General features: G+C 69.3%; 18 protein-coding genes. 8 read left to right on the top strand and 10 right to left on the bottom strand.

Going from position 1 to position 18880, the window contains the following annotated elements:
* Nucleotides 1-48: 48 nt before the first annotated feature.
* The 5 genes from IPT68_RS18210 to IPT68_RS18190 all read right to left on the bottom strand — a co-directional run bounded on the left by IPT68_RS18210 (nucleotide 49) and on the right by IPT68_RS18190 (nucleotide 3781).
* Nucleotides 49-531 (bottom strand): NUDIX domain-containing protein, encoded by a 483-nt coding sequence (locus IPT68_RS18210; RefSeq protein ID WP_189696018.1) that lies wholly within the window; start codon nucleotides 529-531, stop codon nucleotides 49-51.
* An 88-nt stretch (nucleotides 532-619) separates the two neighbouring features.
* Nucleotides 620-1525 carry a LysR family transcriptional regulator gene (locus IPT68_RS18205; RefSeq protein ID WP_189696019.1) on the bottom strand — a complete coding sequence of 302 codons (906 nt, stop codon included), beginning with the start codon at nucleotides 1523-1525 and terminating at the stop codon, nucleotides 620-622.
* Between the two features lie 227 nt (nucleotides 1526-1752).
* The gene (locus tag IPT68_RS18200; RefSeq protein ID WP_189696020.1) at nucleotides 1753-2910 is read right to left on the bottom strand and encodes a cystathionine gamma-lyase; all 1158 of its coding nucleotides are present in this window, start codon (nucleotides 2908-2910) and stop codon (nucleotides 1753-1755) included.
* Nucleotides 2907-3398 carry a low molecular weight protein-tyrosine-phosphatase gene (locus IPT68_RS18195; protein WP_189696021.1) on the bottom strand — a complete coding sequence of 164 codons (492 nt, stop codon included), beginning with the start codon at nucleotides 3396-3398 and terminating at the stop codon, nucleotides 2907-2909. Before IPT68_RS18195 ends, IPT68_RS18200 begins: the two co-directional genes overlap by 4 nt.
* 5 nt (nucleotides 3399-3403) lie before the next feature.
* Complete coding sequence (locus IPT68_RS18190; protein ID WP_189696022.1) at nucleotides 3404-3781, bottom strand: phage holin family protein; 378 nt, start codon at nucleotides 3779-3781, stop codon at nucleotides 3404-3406.
* A gap of 58 nt (nucleotides 3782-3839) precedes the next feature.
* On the opposite strand from IPT68_RS18190, the gene IPT68_RS18185 reads away from it, so the two are divergent.
* The 4 genes from IPT68_RS18185 to IPT68_RS18170 all read left to right on the top strand — a co-directional run bounded on the left by IPT68_RS18185 (nucleotide 3840) and on the right by IPT68_RS18170 (nucleotide 6116).
* On the top strand, nucleotides 3840-4157 hold the full coding sequence (locus IPT68_RS18185) for a cupin domain-containing protein (protein WP_189696200.1): 318 nt from the start codon (nucleotides 3840-3842) through the stop codon (nucleotides 4155-4157).
* Nucleotides 4158-4354: 197 nt separating this feature from the next.
* A complete protein-coding gene (locus tag IPT68_RS18180; RefSeq protein ID WP_189696023.1) occupies nucleotides 4355-4567 on the top strand; it encodes a DUF5326 family protein in 213 nt (70 codons plus the stop codon).
* A 297-nt stretch (nucleotides 4568-4864) separates the two neighbouring features.
* Complete coding sequence (locus tag IPT68_RS18175; protein ID WP_189696201.1) at nucleotides 4865-5578, top strand: IclR family transcriptional regulator; 714 nt, start codon at nucleotides 4865-4867, stop codon at nucleotides 5576-5578.
* A gap of 100 nt (nucleotides 5579-5678) precedes the next feature.
* A complete protein-coding gene (locus tag IPT68_RS18170) occupies nucleotides 5679-6116 on the top strand; it encodes an SsgA family sporulation/cell division regulator (protein WP_189696024.1) in 438 nt (145 codons plus the stop codon).
* A 448-nt stretch (nucleotides 6117-6564) separates the two neighbouring features.
* Here IPT68_RS18170 and IPT68_RS18165 read toward each other — a convergent pair whose 3' ends face one another.
* On the bottom strand, nucleotides 6565-8271 hold the full coding sequence (locus IPT68_RS18165) for a YibE/F family protein (RefSeq protein ID WP_189696202.1): 1707 nt from the start codon (nucleotides 8269-8271) through the stop codon (nucleotides 6565-6567).
* A gap of 401 nt (nucleotides 8272-8672) precedes the next feature.
* Between IPT68_RS18165 and thiC the strand changes: the two genes are divergently transcribed.
* Nucleotides 8673-10469, top strand: coding sequence for a phosphomethylpyrimidine synthase ThiC (gene thiC, locus IPT68_RS18160; protein WP_228039748.1), 1797 nt, complete (start codon nucleotides 8673-8675; stop codon nucleotides 10467-10469).
* Between the two features lie 116 nt (nucleotides 10470-10585).
* Here the strand turns inward: thiC and IPT68_RS18155 are convergent, their stop codons facing one another.
* The 3 genes from IPT68_RS18155 to IPT68_RS18145 form a co-directional block, all read right to left on the bottom strand.
* The gene (locus tag IPT68_RS18155; RefSeq protein ID WP_189696025.1) at nucleotides 10586-11452 is read right to left on the bottom strand and encodes a hypothetical protein; all 867 of its coding nucleotides are present in this window, start codon (nucleotides 11450-11452) and stop codon (nucleotides 10586-10588) included.
* Between the two features lie 193 nt (nucleotides 11453-11645).
* Nucleotides 11646-12749 carry a metallophosphoesterase gene (locus IPT68_RS18150; protein WP_265583749.1) on the bottom strand — a complete coding sequence of 368 codons (1104 nt, stop codon included), beginning with the start codon at nucleotides 12747-12749 and terminating at the stop codon, nucleotides 11646-11648.
* Between the two features lie 204 nt (nucleotides 12750-12953).
* On the bottom strand, nucleotides 12954-14066 hold the full coding sequence (locus IPT68_RS18145) for a LacI family DNA-binding transcriptional regulator (protein WP_189696027.1): 1113 nt from the start codon (nucleotides 14064-14066) through the stop codon (nucleotides 12954-12956).
* Between the two features lie 418 nt (nucleotides 14067-14484).
* Here IPT68_RS18145 and hisC point away from each other — a divergent pair, with 418 nt between their 5' ends.
* The gene (gene hisC, locus IPT68_RS18140) at nucleotides 14485-15564 is read left to right on the top strand and encodes a histidinol-phosphate transaminase (protein WP_189696028.1); all 1080 of its coding nucleotides are present in this window, start codon (nucleotides 14485-14487) and stop codon (nucleotides 15562-15564) included.
* A 289-nt stretch (nucleotides 15565-15853) separates the two neighbouring features.
* On the opposite strand, the gene IPT68_RS18135 is transcribed toward hisC, so the two are convergent.
* On the bottom strand, nucleotides 15854-16231 hold the full coding sequence (locus tag IPT68_RS18135) for a cyclophilin-like family protein (RefSeq protein ID WP_189696029.1): 378 nt from the start codon (nucleotides 16229-16231) through the stop codon (nucleotides 15854-15856).
* A 108-nt stretch (nucleotides 16232-16339) separates the two neighbouring features.
* On the opposite strand from IPT68_RS18135, the gene IPT68_RS18130 reads away from it, so the two are divergent.
* Nucleotides 16340-17845, top strand: coding sequence for a cytochrome ubiquinol oxidase subunit I (locus tag IPT68_RS18130; RefSeq protein ID WP_189696030.1), 1506 nt, complete (start codon nucleotides 16340-16342; stop codon nucleotides 17843-17845).
* 20 nt (nucleotides 17846-17865) lie between these two features.
* Nucleotides 17866-18870, top strand: a complete 1005-nt coding sequence (gene cydB, locus IPT68_RS18125; protein ID WP_189696031.1) for a cytochrome d ubiquinol oxidase subunit II — start codon at nucleotides 17866-17868, stop codon at nucleotides 18868-18870.
* The last annotated feature ends 10 nt before the right edge of the window (nucleotides 18871-18880 follow it).

Below are 18880 nucleotides of genomic sequence, written 5' to 3'. Positions count from 1 at the left end.
GGACCACGGCCGTGAAGCGAAAGCAGGCCCCGTCGACCGGCCGCCGACTCAGCCGAGGTCGGGCGCGTGCATGGCTCGAACGCCCTCGATGTTCCCGTCGAGGTAGTGCCGCAGGGACAGCGGTACGAGATGCACGGAGGCGATACCGACGCGGGTGAACGGCACGCGAACGATCTCGTACTCGCCCGAGGGCTCCTCCACTTCCGGACCGTGTCTCAGTGACGGATCCATGGATTCGAGCCGGCAGACGAAGAAGTGCTGCACTTTCACGCCGGTCGCGCCGCAGTCATCGCCGATGTGCTCGACGGTGTCCACGAAACAGGGAACGACATCAGTGATCTTGGCGCCCAGTTCCTCGTACACCTCGCGGTGCAGGGCGTGGACGACGGTCGGGTCGCCGGGTTCGACCCCGCCACCAGGAGTGACCCAGTAGGGATCGACACCGGGCTTGGTGCGCTTGATCAGGATCAGGTCGTCACCGTCCAGGAGAACGGCGCGGGCGGTGCGCTTGACCACGGGTCGGACGGTCATGGGAGAAATGTGGCCCGCCGTGTTCCACATGAAACATCGCGGAACGTCACCCTCCGGGCCCGGTGAGTGAAGCCGCCGGTCACCCCTTTCAGCACCAGTCGGCGGCCGACCGCTGGAGCCACTCGTGCGCCCGCGCGATGTGCGGCATGGCGAGCGTTCCGGTGCGCACCACCAGGAAGTACGTCCGCAGCGGCGGCACCGTGGGTTCGTGCAGCGCGACCACCTGCCCGCGGTCCAGGGCGGGCGCGCACAGGTACCGGGGCAGCACCGCGAGCCCTCCGCCGGCGGCGGCGCAGGCGAGGACGGCGCGCAGATCGGGGACGATGACGGTGCCGGACGCGGCGGGGCGGGAGTCGAAGACGGAGGCCCAGTAGCGGGCGACGAATGGCAGCGTCTCGTGCACCTCGACCACGGGGAGGTTCTCCAGGGCGGGTGCCCCCTTGTCGCGCAGCGTCCCGGCGTCGATCTCCCCGGCCCAGCGTGGGGCGGCGACCAGGACGTGCTCCTCGTCACAGAGCGGAGTCGCGGTGAGCAGGGCGCCGCGCGGGCGGGCCGTGCTGATGGCCAGATCATGATGTCCGGCGGCCAACCCCTCCAAGGTCTCCTCCGCGTTGCCGAAGGAGGTGCGCAGGGCGAAGCCCTGGCCGTCCTCCCCGGTCAGCTCCACGAGCGCGGGCAGCGCCCGCTCGGCGGTGAACTCCGGAGGACCGGCCAGGTGCAACGTGCGTAAGGAGGACTCGTCGTCGAGTCCTCTCTCTGCGATCTCCACCAGTGCGTCCAGATGCGGAGCGGCCTTGTGCGCGAGCTCGTTGCCGATGCTCGTCGGCGTCACCCCGCGCGCCTGCCGCAGGAAGAGGGGCCGCCCCAGTTGCCGTTCGAGTGTGCGGATCTGTGAGGTGACGGCAGGCTGGGAGAGGCCCAGCAGGGCGGCTGCCCGGGTGAAGGAACCGGCCCGGTGCACGGTCACGAACGTGCGCAGCAAGGCCAGATCCATTGGGCGCCCACCCCCTCCGTGCGCTGCTCCCACCCCGAGGCAGGGACCAACTATAAATAAGTCGATAGGTCTCTGTCGCTACGGTGATTGGACACTGACAGAGAGTCAACTAGCCTTGGTCGCGCGGTTCTTCGCGCGCGGAACCGAGGACGGTCCGAGCCACGAGGGGGGAGGCTCGGACCGTCCGTTCTCCGTAGGCCGGCCCTCACGGGACGTCCGGGGAGCGGTCAGCGCGCCGACTCGTGCAGCGCGCGCAGCACATCCGCCACCAGGTCCTCGGGATCCTCGGCACCGACCGACAGCCGGATGAAGCCCTCCGGCACCGCGTCCCCGCCCCAGCGTCCCCGCCGCTCGGCCGTGGAACGCACGCCGCCGAAGCTCGTCGCGTCGTCCACGAGCCGCAGCGCGTCGAGGAAACGGTCCGCACGCGCACGCGTGGGCAGCGTGAAGGACACCACGCACCCGTAGCGGTGCATCTGCTGCGAGGCGATCTTGTGCGACGGGTCGTTCGCCAGCCCCGGGTAGCGCACCCCGAGGTCCTCGTGCCAGCCGCGCAGCGCCTCGGCCACCGCCAGGGCGCCGGCGTTCTGCCGTTCGACGCGCAGCTGGAGCGTGGCGATCGACCGGTGCGCGAGCCATGCCTCCATCGGCCCCGGGATCGCCCCGACGATCTTGCGCCAGCGCCGTACGGCGGTCATGGCCTCGCCTTCGCGGCCGACGACATACCCCAGGAGGACATCTCCGTGCCCCGTGAGCTGCTTGGTGCCGCTGGCCACGGAGAAGTCCGCGCCGAGCTCCAGCGGGCGCTGCCCGAGCGGGGTGGCGAGCGTGTTGTCGACGGCGACGAGGGCACCGCGCGCGTGTGCCGCCTCGGCGAGCCGCCGGACGTCACACACGTCGAGCCCGGGGTTCGACGGGGTCTCGATCCACAGCAGCTTCGCACCGTCGAGGACATCGAGCTGGGCGTCGCCGCCCGTCGCAGCGGTGCGCACCTCGATGCCGTACGCCTCCAGCTGCGCGCGCACCAGCGGCAGCACCTGGTAGCCGTCGCTGGGCAGCACGACCGTGTCGCCCGCGCGCAGCTGAGAGAAGAGGACCGCCGAGATGGCGGCCATCCCGGAGGCGAACACGAGCGTCTCGACGCCGTCCTGACCGGGCGCCTCCAGCTCGCCGATCGCCCGCTCCAGATGCGTCCAGGTCGGGTTCTCGTCACGGCCGTAGGTGTACGGGCCCGTGGGGTCGCCCGGCAGATGGAAGTGGGCGGCGAACACCGGACCCGGCAGGGTCGGCTCGTGCTTCACCGGCTCGGGCAGGCCCGCCCGCACCGCGCGCGTGCCCTCGCCGACGCCTGGCTCCGCACCCGTACCGCCTGCAGACCCGCTCATGCCGCCCGTCCTTCCACGTGCTCGCGTACCGCGGCGAGCAGTCCCGCGCTCGCCGCCTCCACCATCTCAAGGCACTCCTCGAAACCTTCGTCGCCCCCGTAATAGGGGTCCGGGACGTCGAGGTCGTCGCCGGCGGCGGGGTCGTACGAACGCAGCAGGCGCACTTTCGCCGCCTCCTGTTCGGTGGGCGCGAGACGGCGCAGCGCCTGCAGGTGCCCGGAGTCGAGCGCGACCACCAGATCGAGCCGGGAGAACCACGACGGCTGGAACTGCCGCGCGACGTGCTCACTGTCGTAGTCGTGGTGCCGGAGCACGGCCACGGTGCGCGGGTCGGCCGGCTCGCCCTCGTGCCAGCCGCCCGTGCCGGCGCTGTCGACCTCCACACGGCCGCTCAGCCCTGCTTCGGCCAGGCGGGCACGGAAGACGGACTCGGCCATCGGGGAGCGGCAGATGTTGCCGGTGCAGACGAAGCAGACGCGGTAGGTCATGGTGCTCAGTCCCGGTCGGGCAGGACGACGTTCAGCGCCCAGGAGACGATCGAGATGATCAGACCGCCCAGCACGGCCGTCCAGAAGCCCTCGACGTGGAAGCTCAGGTCCAGCTTGTCGGCGAGCCACGAGGTCAGCAACAGCATCAGCGCGTTGACGATCAGGGTGAACAGGCCGAGCGTGAGGATGAGCAGCGGCAGGCTCAGAAGCTTGACTATCGGCTTGACCAGGAAGTTCACCAGGCCGAAGATCAGCGCGACCAGGAGCAGGGTGCCGACCTTCTTCCCGGTGCTGTCGCCGGTCAGGGTGATCTGGTCGAGCAACCACACGGCGACCGCCAGTGCGCCCGCGTTGGCGATCGTCTTGACTACGAAATTCATCATGTGTCTGATCGTGGCAGACGGAATCGGACACGAGCACGGGTGCGAGGGCAACGAGACGATGAAGGCATTCCGGCTGGACGAACTGGAGGCGGAGCGCGCCGCCCATGACGGTGCCTACCTGCAGTTTCTGCGCGAGCGGAACATGTCGGTCGGTCTGTACGCGCTCAACGCGGGCGAGCACGATCCGCAGAAACCGCACCATCAGGACGAGGTGTACTTCGTCGTCAGCGGCCGCGCCGCGATCACCGTCGGCATGGAGACCACCGAGGTGGCCCGCGGCAGCGTGGTCTACGTCCCGGCCGGGGTGGCGCACAAGTTCCACCACATCAGTGAGGACCTGCGTGTGCTGGTGGTGTTCTCTCCGCCCGAGAACTGACGTGCGGGCTCGGGGTTCACGGCTTTCCCGCCCTCGGATTCCCTAGGGGATCGGTCAGGGGAGGACAAGGGCTGCGAGGCGCCCGCCGGGCCCCTTGCCGGCCCTAGCATCGAGGCAGGACATCACAGGACCTGGCGGGACCGGAAGGCTCATGGGGAGCCGTGCGGCCGGTGGGCGGAGAGAGAAGGACGAGGGCGATGCGAGAGATCTTCGCGGGTCTGCCGTGGTGGGTTAAGTGGATCGCGGTGCCGGTCATCGCCCTGGTCGTGTTCGGAGGCGTGATAGCCAGCGTCGTGGGCTTCGTGATCGGCCTGCTCTTCAAGCTGCTGGTCTTCGTGGCCCTGGTCGGCGGACTCATCTACGTCGTACGGAAGTTCACGACGAACTCCTCCTCGCGTGGCGAATGGTGACAGCTGTGGGTGACGGGGACCGGTAACAGGAATCGCCGGTTCCCTCGGGGGAGGGAAGTTTCCGGGCGGACCGGTCTGCGAGCGGTGGCAGGCCAATAGAGTCCGGAACCCGACGCGGGGGTGACCCCGCGAGCGGCGTACACACCTGTACACCCCTCCCGTGTTCACCCAGCACGGGCTGCCCCCCTCGCGCTTCGGGAGTGACCCTTGGCCACGGCAGACACCGCACCCGCAGACCCATACGCACCCCCCACGCCCCGGCACAACGCCACGCTCATCGGGTCCGTGCAGCGCGCCATGCGCCTGCTGGAAGCCGTAGCCGAGCGCGAGCACGGCGCACCCGCCAAGCAACTGGCCCGTGAGACCGGGCTCGCCCTCCCCACCACCTACCACCTGCTGCGCACCCTGGTGCACGAGAGGTATCTGCGCCGGGAGAAGGGGCTGTTCTTCCTCGGCGAGGCGGCCGAGCGGCTGAGCAGCAGCGGGGCACAGCAGAAACGTCGCAGCACGGTCAACGATGCCCTCGCACGCTGGCGGGACTCCATCGGCGTACCCGTGTACTACGCGATCTACCGCGACGGCGAGATCGAGGTGATGTGCGTCTCCGACACCCCCGGCAACCCGGCGGTGGAGGAGTGGGCCGACTTCCGCGAGACCGGCCACGCGCACGCCATCGGGCAGTGCCTGCTGGCCCAGGTGGACGAGCACACCCGCCGGGACCACCTCGACCGCTATCCCGTGCAGTCGATCACTCCTTACACCGTCAGCGACAGCCGCACCCTGCTGCAACGACTCGAACAAACGAGCCGGATGGAACCGGTGACCGAGCGCCAGGAGTACGCGCTCGGCACGGTCTGCGCGGCCATTCCGATCACTGTGGGTGAGACCGCCGGGACGATGGCCATCTCGCTTCCCAGTCATCAAGCGGATCGACTGCTGCCCGCGGTACGGCAGTTGCAGACCGAGGTGGGTCGTGCGCTGGGGTCGCTGGCACTCTCTATCAGTATCTGAAAACTCACTCCTTGTGATCTGGTGTGTACGTTCAGCAAGATGCCACCAGGTATCAGAGGTTCATTCCCGGCCAATCGAACGGCAAGTGACGGGGTAGGCGATGCGCGAGTCCGTACAGGCAGAGGTCATGATGAGCTTCCTCGTTTCCGAGGAGCTCTCCTTCCGCATCCCTGTGGAGCTGCGCTACGAGACGCGTGATCCCTACGCAGTGCGGCTGACCTTCCATCTGCCCGGGGATGCCCCGGTGACCTGGGCCTTCGGCCGGGAGCTGCTGATCGACGGGGTCGGGCGGCCGTGCGGCGAGGGCGATGTGCGGGTTTCCCCGGTCGAACCGGAGTCGCTGGGCGATGTCCTGATCCGGCTGCAGGTCGGCAGCGACCAGGCGCTGTTCCGCTCCTCCACCGCCCCGCTGGTCGCCTTCCTCGACCGCACGGACAAGCTCGTGCCGCTGGGCCAGGAGGGCTCTCTCGCCGACTTCGACGCGCATCTCGACGAGGCGCTGGACCGGATCCTGGCGGAGGAGCAGAGCGCGGGCTGAGGCGCACGGTGAGGCGGGCGGAGGCGTAACGCTTCGCCTGGTGCGGTCGGTGCCGGTGTGGCCGGCTCTCGATGGCTTCCTCTGCCTCCTGCTGCTCCCCCCCTGCTGCCTCAGGGCAACGGCTGTGCGCGCGATTTCCCGGCGGGATGACGCGGGCGGTAGTCGTTGCGGTCGGGCCTGGGTCGGGTCCGGTTGGGTCCGGTTGGTTGGGGGCGCGGCGGGCGCGGCTGTCGCGCAGGCAGATCCTTCGGGGGCTCAGAGCGTGTGAGCGCGGTTGAAGGCAGGCCTGCAGGAACGCTTCTGCCCGGGGCCGGTACGGAAGCCCCCTTCGAACCCCGGGAGGTCGGGTTCCACCAGGGGTGGCCGACGTGCACTGCGGCTCAGGGTTCGTGCCGCCGGTGTCCGCCGAGGCTCGCGCCCCTGGCGCCCCACGCTCCTGTCGCGGCGCTCAGCGCTTGCGCCGCCGGCCCTTCCCTCCGCGGGCCGGTACCGGCACCTCGTGGCCGTCGCCGCCGGTCGCCGACGCCATGGCGGGCTCCTTGCCGGGGCGGTCGGCCGACACGACGAGAGCCGCGAGGGCCGTGGTGACCGGCACGGAGGCCACCAGGCCGATCGAGCCGACAAGCGTGCGCACGATCTCCTCCGCGACCAGCTCACTGTTGGCGACCGTTCCCACGCTGCTCTGGGCGATGGAGAACAGCAGCAGCAGGGGGAGCGCGGCGCCCGCGTAGGCGAGGACGAGGGTGTTGACGACGGAGGCGATGTGGTCGCGGCCGATACGGATGCCCGCCCGGTACAGGTTGCGCCAGCCCATGGCCGGATTGGCCTCGTGCAGTTCCCAGACCGCCGAGGTCTGCGTCACCGTCACGTCGTCGAGCACACCGAGCGAACCGATGATGATGCCGGCCAGCAGCAGTCCGCTCATGTCGATCGACGGGTACAGGCCGTGGATGAGGCCGGTGTTGTCGTCGGTGTTGCCCGTGAGCGCGGCCCAGTCGATGAACAGCGAACCGAGAATGCCGATCAGCAACAGTGAGATCAGGGTGCCGAGTACGGCCACAGATGTTCGGGCCGACAGACCGTGGCACAGATACAGCGCGATCAGCATGATGGCGCTCGATCCCACCACCGCCACGACCAGAGGGTTCGAGCCCTGCAGGATCGCCGGGAGGATGAAGAAGTTGAGCACCAGGAAGCTGCTGGCCAGCGCGATCAGCGCCATGACGCCGCGCAGTCGTCCGACGGCCACGACGGCCAGTGCGAAGAGTCCGGCGAGCACGGCCATGGGCAGTCGGCGGTTCACATCGGTGACCGAGTACTGAAGGTCCTCGGGTGCGGATGGCTCGTAGGCGACCACGACCTTCTCGCCCTGGTGCAACTGCCGTGACTGGTCCGGCTGCACGATCTCGGTGAACGTCCGGCCGGTGTCGTCGCCGGTGTCGATGCGGATCGTCGCCCGCTTGCAGGCGCCGTTCGCCTGCTGCTGGGCGGACGAGCCCTCGGCGGTCGAGGTGTCGCCGTTGGGTGTGGGCGCCGAGGGGTTGACCGAGTCGCAGGGCAACTCCTCGATCCTGGTCACCGTGGCCTGCTGGGTCTGCCGGTCGAAGCCGACGCCGGTGCGCTCGTGCGGCGGGGCACCGCCGGGCCACAGCACCACGAGCCCGGCCACCACGGCGACGGCGAAGGGGATGAGCACCGCCGCGATGACCTTGCGCAGGTGCGTGGAGACGGGGGCCGCGGGGCCGTGGGCGTGACTGTGCGAGTGACCGTGGCCGTGTCCGCCGCCGGATCCGTCGCCAGTCCCGCCGCCGGCACCATGCCCGTGTCCCCGGCCGCCACCGGACCCGGAGGGCCCGTGACCGCCGCCGGGCCCCGAACCGTGGCCTCGACCACCGCCGGTACCTGGACCGTGTCCTTCACTGTCCCCGAAGCCGGGCCCGTGGCCCTGATCACCGCCGAAGCCGGGACCGTGGCCCTGACCACCGCCGAATCCGGGCCCGTGTTCCTCACCACCGCCGAAGCCGGGACCGTAGCCCTGGCCGCCGCCGTGCCCCGCACCCTGTCCCCAGCCGCCCCCGGGGCCAAGGCCAGGACCAGGGCCATACCCTTGTCCGCCACCCGCCCCGACACCGGGAGTGTCACCCCGGTGGCCCATGCCGCCGGCGTCACCCCGGCCTCTGTCGGACCCCATGCCTGAAGCGCCACCCCCACCCCTGCCCGAGCCGCTTCCCGACCCCATGCCGGAGCCGGTTCCGCGCGGCGGTTCGTGCGGCGGAAACGGAGGCTGCTGATTCGTGGTCACTGACCGATCATCGCAAGAACGACCGGGGCCCTCTGTTCACCGCGCCCGAATTGACGCTAGCGTGGGGGGACCTTTGTACACGCGGGAGCTCGGAGCACCGGGCTGAGAGGGCGCTGACCTCCGTCTTCGCGATGTTTCACGTGGAACGTGACTCGGCCCGAGTGATGTTTCCCATGAAACGCCGGCAGACGGAAACCGCTGCGTCGACCGCCGAACCTGTTACCGGGTAATGCCGGCGTAGGGAGATCGGTCTCATGGCCAACAAGGACGCACGCACGCCTGCCTCCACCCAGAACGCGACCGAGGACGCGAGCAACGGGGAGGCCGGGAAGTCCATCGGCTGGCACAAGGCGTACGTCGAGGGCTCGCGCCCCGACCTGCGCGTGCCGGTCCGTCAGGTGCACCTCACGAACGGGCAGTCGGTCACGCTGTACGACACATCAGGCCCGTACACCGATCCACTGGTCGACACCGACGTCCGCCGCGGACTGTCGCCGCTGCGGGAGAACTGGATCACCGCCCGCGGCGACACGGAGGAGTACGCGGGCCGTCCCGTCCGACCCGAGGACGACGGGATCAAGCACACCTCGCCGCGCGGCGGGCTGCGCAACCTCGACGCGGTCTTCCCCGGCCGCCCGCGCCTGCCGCGCCGCAGCCGCGACGGCCAGGCGGTCACACAGCTCGCGTACGCGCGCCGGGGCGAGATCACGCCCGAGATGGAGTACGTGGCCCTCCGGGAGAACGTGGCGCCCGAGGTCGTACGGGAGGAGATCGCGGCGGGCCGGGCCGTGCTGCCCGCGAACGTCAACCACCCGGAGATCGAGCCGATGATCATCGGCAAGCGGTTCCTGGTGAAAGTCAACGCCAACATCGGCAACTCCGCGGTGACGTCCTCCATCGAGGAGGAGGTCGAGAAGATGACCTGGGCGACCCGGTGGGGCGCCGACACGGTCATGGACCTGTCCACCGGCCGCAACATCCACACCACCCGCGAGTGGGTGCTGCGCAACTCCCCCGTGCCCATCGGCACGGTCCCGCTCTACCAGGCGCTGGAGAAGGTCGACGGCAGGGCCGAGGAGCTGACCTGGGAGATCTACAAGGACACGGTCGTCGAACAGGCCGAGCAGGGCGTGGACTACATGACGGTCCACGCCGGCGTGCGCCTGGCGTACGTGCCGCTCACGGCGAACCGCAAGACCGGGATCGTCTCGCGCGGCGGATCGATCATGGCGGCGTGGTGCCTGGCGCACCACAAGGAGTCGTTCCTGTACGAGAACTTCGCGGAACTCTGCGAGATCCTCGCCGCCTACGACGTCACCTACTCGCTGGGCGACGGCCTCAGGCCGGGCTCGATCGCGGACGCCAACGACGAGGCCCAGTTCGCGGAACTGCGCACTCTCGGGGAACTCAACCGGATCGCGAAGAGTTTCCACGTACAGACGATGATCGAGGGCCCGGGACACGTCCCGATGCACAAGATCAAGGAGAACATCGACCTCCAGCAGGAGATCTGCGATGAAGCCCCGTTCTATACGCTCGGCCCGCTGACGACGGACGTCGCCCCGGCGTACGACCACATCACCTCCGGCATCGGTGCCGCGATGATCGCCTGGTGGGGCACGGCCATGCTCTGCTACGTCACGCCCAAGGAGCACCTGGGCCTGCCCAACCGCGACGACGTCAAGACCGGCGTCATCACTTACAAGATCGCCGCTCACGCGGCCGACCTGGCCAAGGGGCACCCCGGTGCGCAGGAGTGGGACGACGCGCTGTCCGACGCCCGGTTCGAGTTCCGGTGGGAGGACCAGTTCAACCTCGCCCTGGACCCGGACACGGCCCGTGAGTTCCACGACGAGACCCTCCCGGCCGAGCCCGCCAAGACGGCGCACTTCTGCTCGATGTGCGGGCCGAAGTTCTGCTCGATGAAGATCTCCCAGGACATCCGCCGTGAACACGGCGGCACGCAGGCGGAGATCGAGCAGGGCATGGCCGAGAAGTCGAAGGAGTTCGCGGCGGCCGGCAACCGGGTGTACCTGCCGATCGCGGACTGACGTATGCAGGGGCGGTGCTCGCGGCCCGATCCCGGAGCAGCCCGCACACGGCAACGCGTCCACGGCGCCGGATCTCCGGCTTGCGCACCCCGGGCGACGGGGGCGCAAGCCGCAGGTCATTCCGGCTTGTGCTCCGGGCCTCCGAAGTCCGGGCTGGTGTAGTCCGGGCTGGAAAAGCTCGGGCGCGCGCCCGACGGGCCGTCACCGGGGCTGGTGAAGCCCGGTCGGTCGTAGCCCAGGTGCGGCATACGACTGGTCGGGATCGTCGGGGCCGTACGGTGCAATGCGGCCGGGCCGGGGGTGGTCAGCGCCTCCCGGAGGAACGGCAGGATGCCGTTCTCCAGCAGGGCATGTCGCCAGGCCTCCCTGGCCCTGGCCACCTCGCTGCTGAGCTCGCTGTACGGTCCGGCTTCGAGTGAGGGCCGGTTGCGCAGTGCGGTGAGCAGCAGTCCGACGGCGGCGAGCAGGATCGCGACCGCGGTCAGGGCGCCGAACACCCAGCCGGTGGTGACCAGGGTCTGGGCGATGCCCGGCTCGGGGGCGAGCATCTTCAGGATGTAGCCGACGAGCAGGAAGATCGCTGCGGCCGTTCCGGCCAGGACGGGTGCCAGGACCGCGAGGACGGCGACGGCGCCCGCGCCGACGGTCTCGGCGGCGGCCTCTCCCATGGTGGTGGCGAGCCCCACGGCGCCCGTGCCCGGCTCGGTGGAGCCGGACTCGCGGGCGGTCGACGGGGTGGACGGCGCCGGGCGGCGCAGTTCCTCGCGGACCTTCACGTAGTGCTGGTACTCGGTCGCCGCAGCCGCCGTGATGAGTGCGGTGGCGTTGAGCGCCATGGTGCGCAGCTGTTCGGGGTTGAGCCGCTGTCCCACAGCGGCCAGTTCAGGGCGGTGGTGTGCGGAGCGCAGCGCCTCATCGAGGAGCCGCTCGTATTCCTGGCGGTCCTCACTCAGCAGGTGCTGCGGAACGCTGTTCATGTGCATCCCCCGATGCTCCGTAGGGCTTGGGGCTCGCACGCTGACGAGCCGTCGGGCAGAAACGGAGGGGAGCCTGCTACGGATAAGGCGATGGTAGAGCGGTGACGGTGCGCCGTGACAGGGGGTTTCCAGAAATTGGCCCCTGTGCCGCGCCGTCGTGCGCCGGTCCGCCGTCCGGGTACGTCTGCCCGGGGAACGCTCAGTTATCCAGGGGAAGTTGCTGGACCAGCAGTTTTCCGGCCATGGTCACGCCGCCGTCCATCGCGATGGCGAGGCCGTCGGCGTAGACGTGCGGTCCTTCGACGAGGGGGCCGGTGCCGTCCTCGCCGTCCTCGGAGCCGACCTCGCCGAGCAGGTAGGGAATGGGGCTGTGGCCGTGAACGATGCGGGTGCCGCCGTACGTATCGAGCAGTGAGCGAACGGCGTCGGCGCCGCCCTCGTCGCGGAAGGAGAAGCGCTTGGTGAACTTGCGGAACAGGTCCCAGACCTCGTCCGCGTCGTTACGGGTGAGGGCCTCGCGGACGTTGTCGTTGACGGCCTCGATGGAGTCGCCGTAGTCGAGGTAGGCGGTGGTGTCCGAGTGCACGAGCAGATGGCCGTCGGTCTCGGTGAGCGCGTCGAGGCGGGCCATCCACTGCAGGTGGTGGTCCTGCAGCCGGTCCATGTCGGTCTTCTGTCCGCCGTTGAGCAGCCAGGCCGCCTGGAAGGTGGCGGTGCCCGCGCCGGAGTTGACGGGCGTGTCGCCGAACCGCTTGGCGCCGAGCAGCAGCAGTTCGTGGTTGCCCATCAGTGCCTTGCAGTAGCCGCCGGCCGCGGCGGCCTCGGCGGACAGCCGCATGACGAGGTCGATGACGCCGATGCCGTCCGGACCGCGGTCGGTGAAGTCGCCCAGGAACCACAGCCGAGAGGTTCCCGCGCACCACTGCCCGGCGGCGTCGATGAGGCCCTTCTCCCGCAGAGCGGCCACCAGCTCGTCGAGGTAGCCGTGGACGTCGCCCACGACGTACAGGGGCCCGGGGCCCGTGGCGGGCTGCGGCTGCGGGGCCGGCACGGCCTGCGGATCGACGGTTACCTGAACCGTGTCACCCCGGTTGATGACGGGCAGGTCGCGCTCCGTGGGCGTGTACTCCTCCGGATAGTCCACCGGCTCGGCGACGGGGCTGGTGACCTCGCCGGGGTGCGCGCCGTGGAGGTACGGACCGGTCTCGTGGACGTAAGCGGGCACCCGGAAGTCGCGCAGCGTCGCCGTCCGCTCCACCTCGGGTCCCTGACCGGCCCCCTGAGTCATCGACCCCTCCACCATCGCGCCGCATCTGCACCGCATCGGACTGCCTGGTCGCAGCGGCCCGCGGTGTCGTGCGCCCATCATAGGAATGCGGATCGCGCCGTGTGATGACCCAGGGGTGGTGAATCGGATCAGGAGTCCGGTTCACCGCGGCTTTCGCCCCGATTGGACCTGGCTTTCGCCGGCCCGGTGACCGTTTCGCGTCACCCCTGTGGCGGTGCCCTAACCCTTGTCGGGCGTGCGCGGAGGGCTGACCGTGGTGCGCGGGGAGCGCCGCTGCGATGACGTGCGCACGATCAGCTCGGTCGGTATGACCTGCTCGACGGGCTGCTCCGACTCGACGCCCTCGATGGCGTCGATGAGCAGCTGGATTACGGCCGTGCCGATCCGGCGCGGCTTGAGGGAGAGCGTGGTGATGGGCGGCTCGGTGTTGGCGTACACGGTGGACTCGCTGCAGCAGACCAGCAGCAGATCGTCCGGTACGCGCAGTCCGTAGCGGCGGGCGGCGGCGAGCAGGTCGGTGCCGTTCGGGTCGAACAGACCGTAGACGGCGTCCGGCCGGTCGGGCCGGGCGAGCAGCCGGTCGGCGGCGACGGCGCCCGCACAGGGGTCGTGCGCCGGGTACGCCTCGTACACCGGGTCCTGGCCGACCCGTTCGCACCAGCGCAGGTACGCCGTGGTGGACAGGTGCGTGTAGGTGTCGGTGGTGGTTCCGGTCAGCAGTCCGATCCGGCGGGCGCCGGCCTCGGCGAGGTGGTCGAGGATGCCGAGGACGGCGGCTTCGTGGTCGTTGTCCACCCAGGCCGTGACCGGCAGCGGGCCGGCCGGGCGGCCGTCGGAGACGACCGGTAAACCCTGCCTGACGAGTTCGCTGACGACCGGGTCCTGGTCGGAGGGGTCGATGACGACGGTGCCGTCGAGCGCGACGTTCGACCACACGTCGTGGCGGGAGGTCGCGGGCAGGATGACGAGGGCGTAGCCGCGGGCGAGCGCGGCCGAGGTGGCGGCGCGGGCCATCTCGGCGAAGTACGCGAACTCCGTGAAGGTGAAAGGTTCATCCCCGTACGTCGTGACGGTGAGACCGATCAGTCCGGACTTGCCGGTACGGAGGGTCCGGGCCGCGGCCGAGGGGCGGTACCCCAGCCGGTCGGCGACCTCGCGGACATGGCGTCGGGTGGCGTCCGGGAGCCGGCCCTTGCCGTTGAGGGCGTCGGAGACGGTCGTGATGGAGACTCCGGCGGCGGCGGCCACATCTCTGATGCCCGCCCGGCCCGGCCGACTTCCTCGACGAGAGGTTTCCGCGCGGCTCACCTGGTGCTTCCCTGCTGCTGTCATGGCGAGCCGATAGTAGGGCTCACGCGGTGGGGTAGTGCGGACGCATATGCACCCGTTGACAGGCACGTTTCTGCAAGGTCATAAGGGGTCGAAAACCTGGGAAGTCAAGGGAGTTGCACCCCACTGACGCAGTACGTGGCTTGTCGACGCGCACAGGCCTGCCAAGGCCCCGATGTTTCGAAGAGGTCTCAACTCACCTGACCGGGGGATGCGCGCCACGGCGTGAGCCACCGGCGCGTAGATATATGTTCGGCGCGCCCCCGGATTCGTACGCCTTCATGCGGTGATGCCCCTGTTGCCAGTGTGACTGATGTGGTCGGGCCTCACCCATACGCAGTCGCCCCGAATCCTCATAAGGTGAGAAGCATTGGAAGCCGACGGCAGCCCAGGGCCGTCGGTGGTCGCGAGGAGGACTGCGGTGAGCGAGACGAGCCCCAAGCTGCGCGCCGAGCTGGAGGGAATTCCCACCTACAAGCCGGGCCGGCCCGCGGCGGCCGACGGGCCGGTCGCCTACAAGCTGTCCTCCAACGAGAACCCCTATCCGCCGCTGCCCGGCGTGCTGGAGAGCGTGACGGCCGCGGCGTCGTCCTTCAACCGCTACCCGGACATGTTCTGCACCGACCTGGTGAACGAGCTGTCCGACCGTTTCGGTGTCCCCGCGTCCCACGTCGCCACCGGTACCGGCTCGGTCGGGGTGGCCCAGCAACTTGTGCAGTCCACAAGCGGTCCCGGCGACGAGGTGATCTACGCCTGGCGCTCCTTCGAGGCGTACCCGATCATCACCCAGATCAGCGGTGCCACGTCCGTGCAGGTGCCGCTGACCTCGGGTGCCGTGCACGACCTGGACGCGATGGCGGACGCGATCACGGACCGGACGCGGCTGATCTTCGTCTGCAACCCGAACAACCCCACCGGCACGGCCGTCCGGCGGGCCGAGTTGGAGCGCTTCCTGGACCGGGTGCCGGGTGACGTGCTGGTGGTGCTCGACGAGGCGTACCGCGAGTTCATCCGCGATCCCGAGGTCCCGGACGGCTGCGCGCTGTACCGCGAGCGGCCCAACGTGTGCGTGCTGCGGACGTTCTCGAAGGCCTACGGGCTGGCCGGACTGCGCGTCGGGTTCGCCATCGCCCATGAGCCGGTGGCGGCCGCGCTGCGGAAGACGGCGGTGCCGTTCGGGGTGAGCCGGCTCGCGCAGGAGGCGGCGATCGCCTCGTTGCGTGCGGAGGACGAGCTGCTGGGCCGGGTCGGGTCGCTGGTGTGCGAGCGCAACCGCGTGGTCGACGGGCTGCACGCCCAGGGCTGGACGGTGCCCGACACCCAGGCCAACTTCGTGTGGCTGCCGCTGGGGGAGCGGACGGTCGCCTTCGCCGCGGCATGTGAGCAGGCGGGCGTGGTCGTGCGGCCGTTCCCGGGCGAGGGCGTGCGGGTGACGATCGGCGAGACCGAGGGGAACGACATCTTCCTGAAGGTGGCGGAGGGGTTCCGCAAGGAGCTCTGAGCCAGCCGCGGGGCGGCACCCGCGACAGGACCACGAGAAGGCTCTGAAGCCGGGCTGAGGTGTGCCTGCGGCGGGACGGTCGAGGGGGCTGCTCCGTGCGGGGTTGAGGTGTGCCTGCGGCGGGACGGTCGAGGGGGCTGCTCCGTGCGGGGTTGAGGTGTGCCTGCGGCGGGACGGTCGAGGGGGCATCTGCGTCGGACGAAGGCGACGTCCGCGGCAGCACAGTCGAAGGGGTGGTCGCCCCGAGGCGGAACAATCCCCGCCCTCTCGTCGGATCAGGCGGCTCGCATCAGGTGATTTCCGCGATCTCCACCCGGATCGGGTCATCGTCCTGGACCGTCGCCAGGAGGCGGGGATCGCCGTCCACGCGGCCGAGGACATTGCGCGGGACGGCGAGGCGACACTCGTCGCCCGGGATGGGCGTAGGTCCGTAGAGGAGTGCGAGGGCGTCGCCGTCGGTCCAGAAGGCCACCGTGCCGGGCTCGACGACCTGCCGAGCGTCGGTTTCACGTGAAACGGCGACGCGCGTGTCGAAGAAGACCTGCTTGCCCAGGCGTGCGCTGGAGGCGAGTGGCAGTGCCTTGGCGAGGGCCCGGATGGTGGGGTGCCGTCGGGGTTGACGTGAGATAGGGGACCCCCCTGTAGAAGTCGGACAGATGTGCGTCATAATGGCTTGTGAATGTGAACGCGTTCACAAGCGCGCCGATTGCCTGCGGTTTGAAGGGCAAAAGGGGCACCCAGTCGTACTGTCCACGGCGATGTAAGGAGAGGCGACGTGGAATTGGCTTTGGCGCCGGAGACTCTGGCGCGATGGCAGTTCGGCATCACCACCGTCTATCACTTCCTGTTCGTTCCCCTGACGATCTCGCTCGCCGCCCTCACGGCCGGCCTGCAGACCGCCTGGGTGCGCACCGAGAAGGAGAAGTACCTCAGGGCCACCAAGTTCTGGGGCAAGCTGTTCTTGATCAACATCGCCATGGGTGTCGTCACCGGCATCGTGCAGGAGTTCCAGTTCGGCATGAACTGGTCCGACTACTCGCGCTTCGTCGGTGACGTCTTCGGCGCGCCCCTCGCCTTCGAGGCGCTCATCGCCTTCTTCTTCGAGTCCACCTTCATCGGCCTGTGGATCTTCGGCTGGGACAAGCTCCCCAAGAAGATCCACCTGGCCTGCATCTGGATGGTCTCGATCGGCACGCTGTTGTCGGCGTACTTCATCCTCGCGGCGAACTCGTGGATGCAGCATCCGGTCGGCTACCGGATCAACGAGGAGAAGGGGCGGGCCGAGCTCACCGACTTCTGGGTCGTGCTGACCCAGAACACCACGCTCAACCAGGTCTTCCACAGCTTCTCGGCGGCCTTCCTGACGGGCGGCGCCTTCATGGTGGGCATCGCCGCCTTCCACCTGCTGCGCAAAAAGCACATCCCGGTCATGCGGACTTCTCTCCGGCTCGGCCTGGTCACCGTGGCGGTCGGCGGCCTGCTCACCGCGGTCAGCGGAGACACCCTGGGCAAGGTCATGTACGAGCAGCAGCCGATGAAGATGGCCGCTGCGGAGGCACTGTGGGACGGCGAGGAGCCGGCGCCGTTCTCCGTGTTCGCTTACGGCGACGTCGACGAGGGGCACAACAAGGTGGCCCTGGAGATACCCGGGCTGCTGTCCTTCCTCGCCCACAGCGACTTCGAGTCCTACGTGCCGGGCATCAACGACACCAACAAGGCCCTCCAGGAGAAGTTCGGGCCCGGTGACTACAAGCCCATCGTCCCCGTCGCCTACTGGGGCTTCCGCTGGATGATCGGCTTCGGCATGGCGTCCTTCTCCATCGGGCTGCTGGGGCTGTGGCTCACCCGGAAGAAGTTCCTGCTGCCGGCCGCGTGGCGAACCGGTGAGGACGAGGTCCCGCACCTGGTGCTGCTGAGGAAGCCGCTCCGACCGCGGCTCACCCGCCTGTACTGGCTGGTGGCGGTGTGGACGATGGCCTTCCCGCTGATCGCCAACGCCTGGGGCTGGATCTTCACCGAGATGGGCCGCCAGCCGTGGGTCGTCTACGGTCTGTTCCAGACCCGCGACGCGGTCTCCCCCGGTGTCTCCCAGGCCGAGGTCCTCACCTCGATGATCGTCTTCACCACGCTCTACGCCGTCCTCGCCGTGATCGAGGTCAAGCTGCTCGTGAAGTACGTCAAGGCCGGCCCCCCTGAGCTGACCGAGGCCGACCTGAACCCGCCCACGAAGATCGGCGGCGACGCCCGTGACGCCGACAAGCCGATGGCCTTCTCGTACTAGGCCGAGGGAGCTGCACAGTCATGGAACTGCACGACGTCTGGTTCGTTCTGATCGCCGTTTTGTGGACCGGCTACTTCTTCCTGGAGGGCTTCGACTTCGGCGTCGGTGTCCTCACCAAGCTGCTGGCCCGCAACCGGCCCGAGAAGCGGGTGCTGATCAACACGATCGGCCCGGTGTGGGACGGCAATGAGGTGTGGCTGCTGTCGGCCGGTGGCGCCACCTTCGCCGCCTTCCCCGAGTGGTACGCCACGCTCTTCTCCGGCTTCTACCTGCCGCTGCTGCTCATCCTGGTCTGCCTCATCATCCGGGGCGTCGCCTTCGAGTACCGGGTCAAGCGGCCCGAGGAGAACTGGCAGCGCAACTGGGAGAACGCCATCTTCTGGTGCTCGCTGATCCCGGCCTTCCTGTGGGGTGTGGCCTTCGGCAACATCGTCGGAGGCGTGAAGATCGACCGTGACTTCGAGTACGTGGGCAGCCTCGGGGATCTGCTGAGCCCGTACGCGCTGCTCGGTGGCCTGGTGACGCTGACGCTGTTCACCTTTCACGGCGCGGTGTTCACGGCGCTCAAGACGGTCGGGGACATCCGGGAGCGGGCCCGCAAGCTGGCCTCCCGGGTCGGTCTGATGACGGCCGCGCTGGCGCTGCTCTTCCTGCTCTGGACGCAGGTCGAGAGCGGGAACGGCAAGAGCCTGGTCGCCCTGGTGGTGGCGGTGGCCGCGCTGGTCGTCGCCCTGTTGGCGAACCGGGCCGGGCGTGAGGGCTGGTCGTTCGCGCTCTCCGGCGTCACCGTCGTCGCCGCGGTCGCGATGCTCTTCCTGTCGCTGTTCCCGAACGTCATGCCGTCCTCGCTCAATGAGGACTGGAGCCTGACGGTCACCAACGCCTCGTCGAGCCCGTACACCCTGAAGATCATGACCTGGTGCGCGGGGATCGCCACGCCGCTCGTCCTGCTCTACCAGTCGTGGACGTACTGGGTCTTCCGCAAGCGGATCGGTACGCAGCACCTGGCCGAAGCCGCTCACTGAGTCCGGCCGG

Origin of the sequence: Streptomyces chromofuscus (assembly GCF_015160875.1) — a bacterium.
GTDB lineage: Bacteria > Actinomycetota > Actinomycetes > Streptomycetales > Streptomycetaceae > Streptomyces > Streptomyces chromofuscus.
This window is presented reverse-complemented; position numbering and strand designations above follow the sequence as displayed.

Bases quoted from the DNA above. Each gene is read 5' to 3' on its own strand.
- IPT68_RS18210 (WP_189696018.1), bottom strand. From the start codon at position 531: ATGACCGTCCGACCCGTGGTCAAGCGCACCGCCCGCGCCGTTCTCCTG.
- IPT68_RS18205 (WP_189696019.1), bottom strand. From the start codon at position 1,525: ATGGATCTGGCCTTGCTGCGCACGTTCGTGACCGTGCACCGGGCCGGT.
- IPT68_RS18200 (WP_189696020.1), bottom strand. From the start codon at position 2,910: ATGAGCGGGTCTGCAGGCGGTACGGGTGCGGAGCCAGGCGTCGGCGAG.
- IPT68_RS18195 (WP_189696021.1), bottom strand. From the start codon at position 3,398: ATGACCTACCGCGTCTGCTTCGTCTGCACCGGCAACATCTGCCGCTCC.
- IPT68_RS18190 (WP_189696022.1), bottom strand. From the start codon at position 3,781: ATGATGAATTTCGTAGTCAAGACGATCGCCAACGCGGGCGCACTGGCG.
- IPT68_RS18185 (WP_189696200.1), top strand. From the start codon at position 3,840: ATGAAGGCATTCCGGCTGGACGAACTGGAGGCGGAGCGCGCCGCCCAT.
- IPT68_RS18180 (WP_189696023.1), top strand. From the start codon at position 4,355: ATGCGAGAGATCTTCGCGGGTCTGCCGTGGTGGGTTAAGTGGATCGCG.
- IPT68_RS18175 (WP_189696201.1), top strand. From the start codon at position 4,865: ATGCGCCTGCTGGAAGCCGTAGCCGAGCGCGAGCACGGCGCACCCGCC.
- IPT68_RS18170 (WP_189696024.1), top strand. From the start codon at position 5,679: ATGCGCGAGTCCGTACAGGCAGAGGTCATGATGAGCTTCCTCGTTTCC.
- IPT68_RS18165 (WP_189696202.1), bottom strand. From the start codon at position 8,271: ATGGGCCACCGGGGTGACACTCCCGGTGTCGGGGCGGGTGGCGGACAA.
- thiC (WP_228039748.1), top strand. From the start codon at position 8,673: ATGGCCAACAAGGACGCACGCACGCCTGCCTCCACCCAGAACGCGACC.
- IPT68_RS18155 (WP_189696025.1), bottom strand. From the start codon at position 11,452: ATGCACATGAACAGCGTTCCGCAGCACCTGCTGAGTGAGGACCGCCAG.
- IPT68_RS18150 (WP_265583749.1), bottom strand. From the start codon at position 12,749: ATGGTGGAGGGGTCGATGACTCAGGGGGCCGGTCAGGGACCCGAGGTG.
- IPT68_RS18145 (WP_189696027.1), bottom strand. From the start codon at position 14,066: ATGACAGCAGCAGGGAAGCACCAGGTGAGCCGCGCGGAAACCTCTCGT.
- IPT68_RS18135 (WP_189696029.1), bottom strand. From the start codon at position 16,231: ATGACGCACATCTGTCCGACTTCTACAGGGGGGTCCCCTATCTCACGT.
- cydB (WP_189696031.1), top strand. From the start codon at position 17,866: ATGGAACTGCACGACGTCTGGTTCGTTCTGATCGCCGTTTTGTGGACC.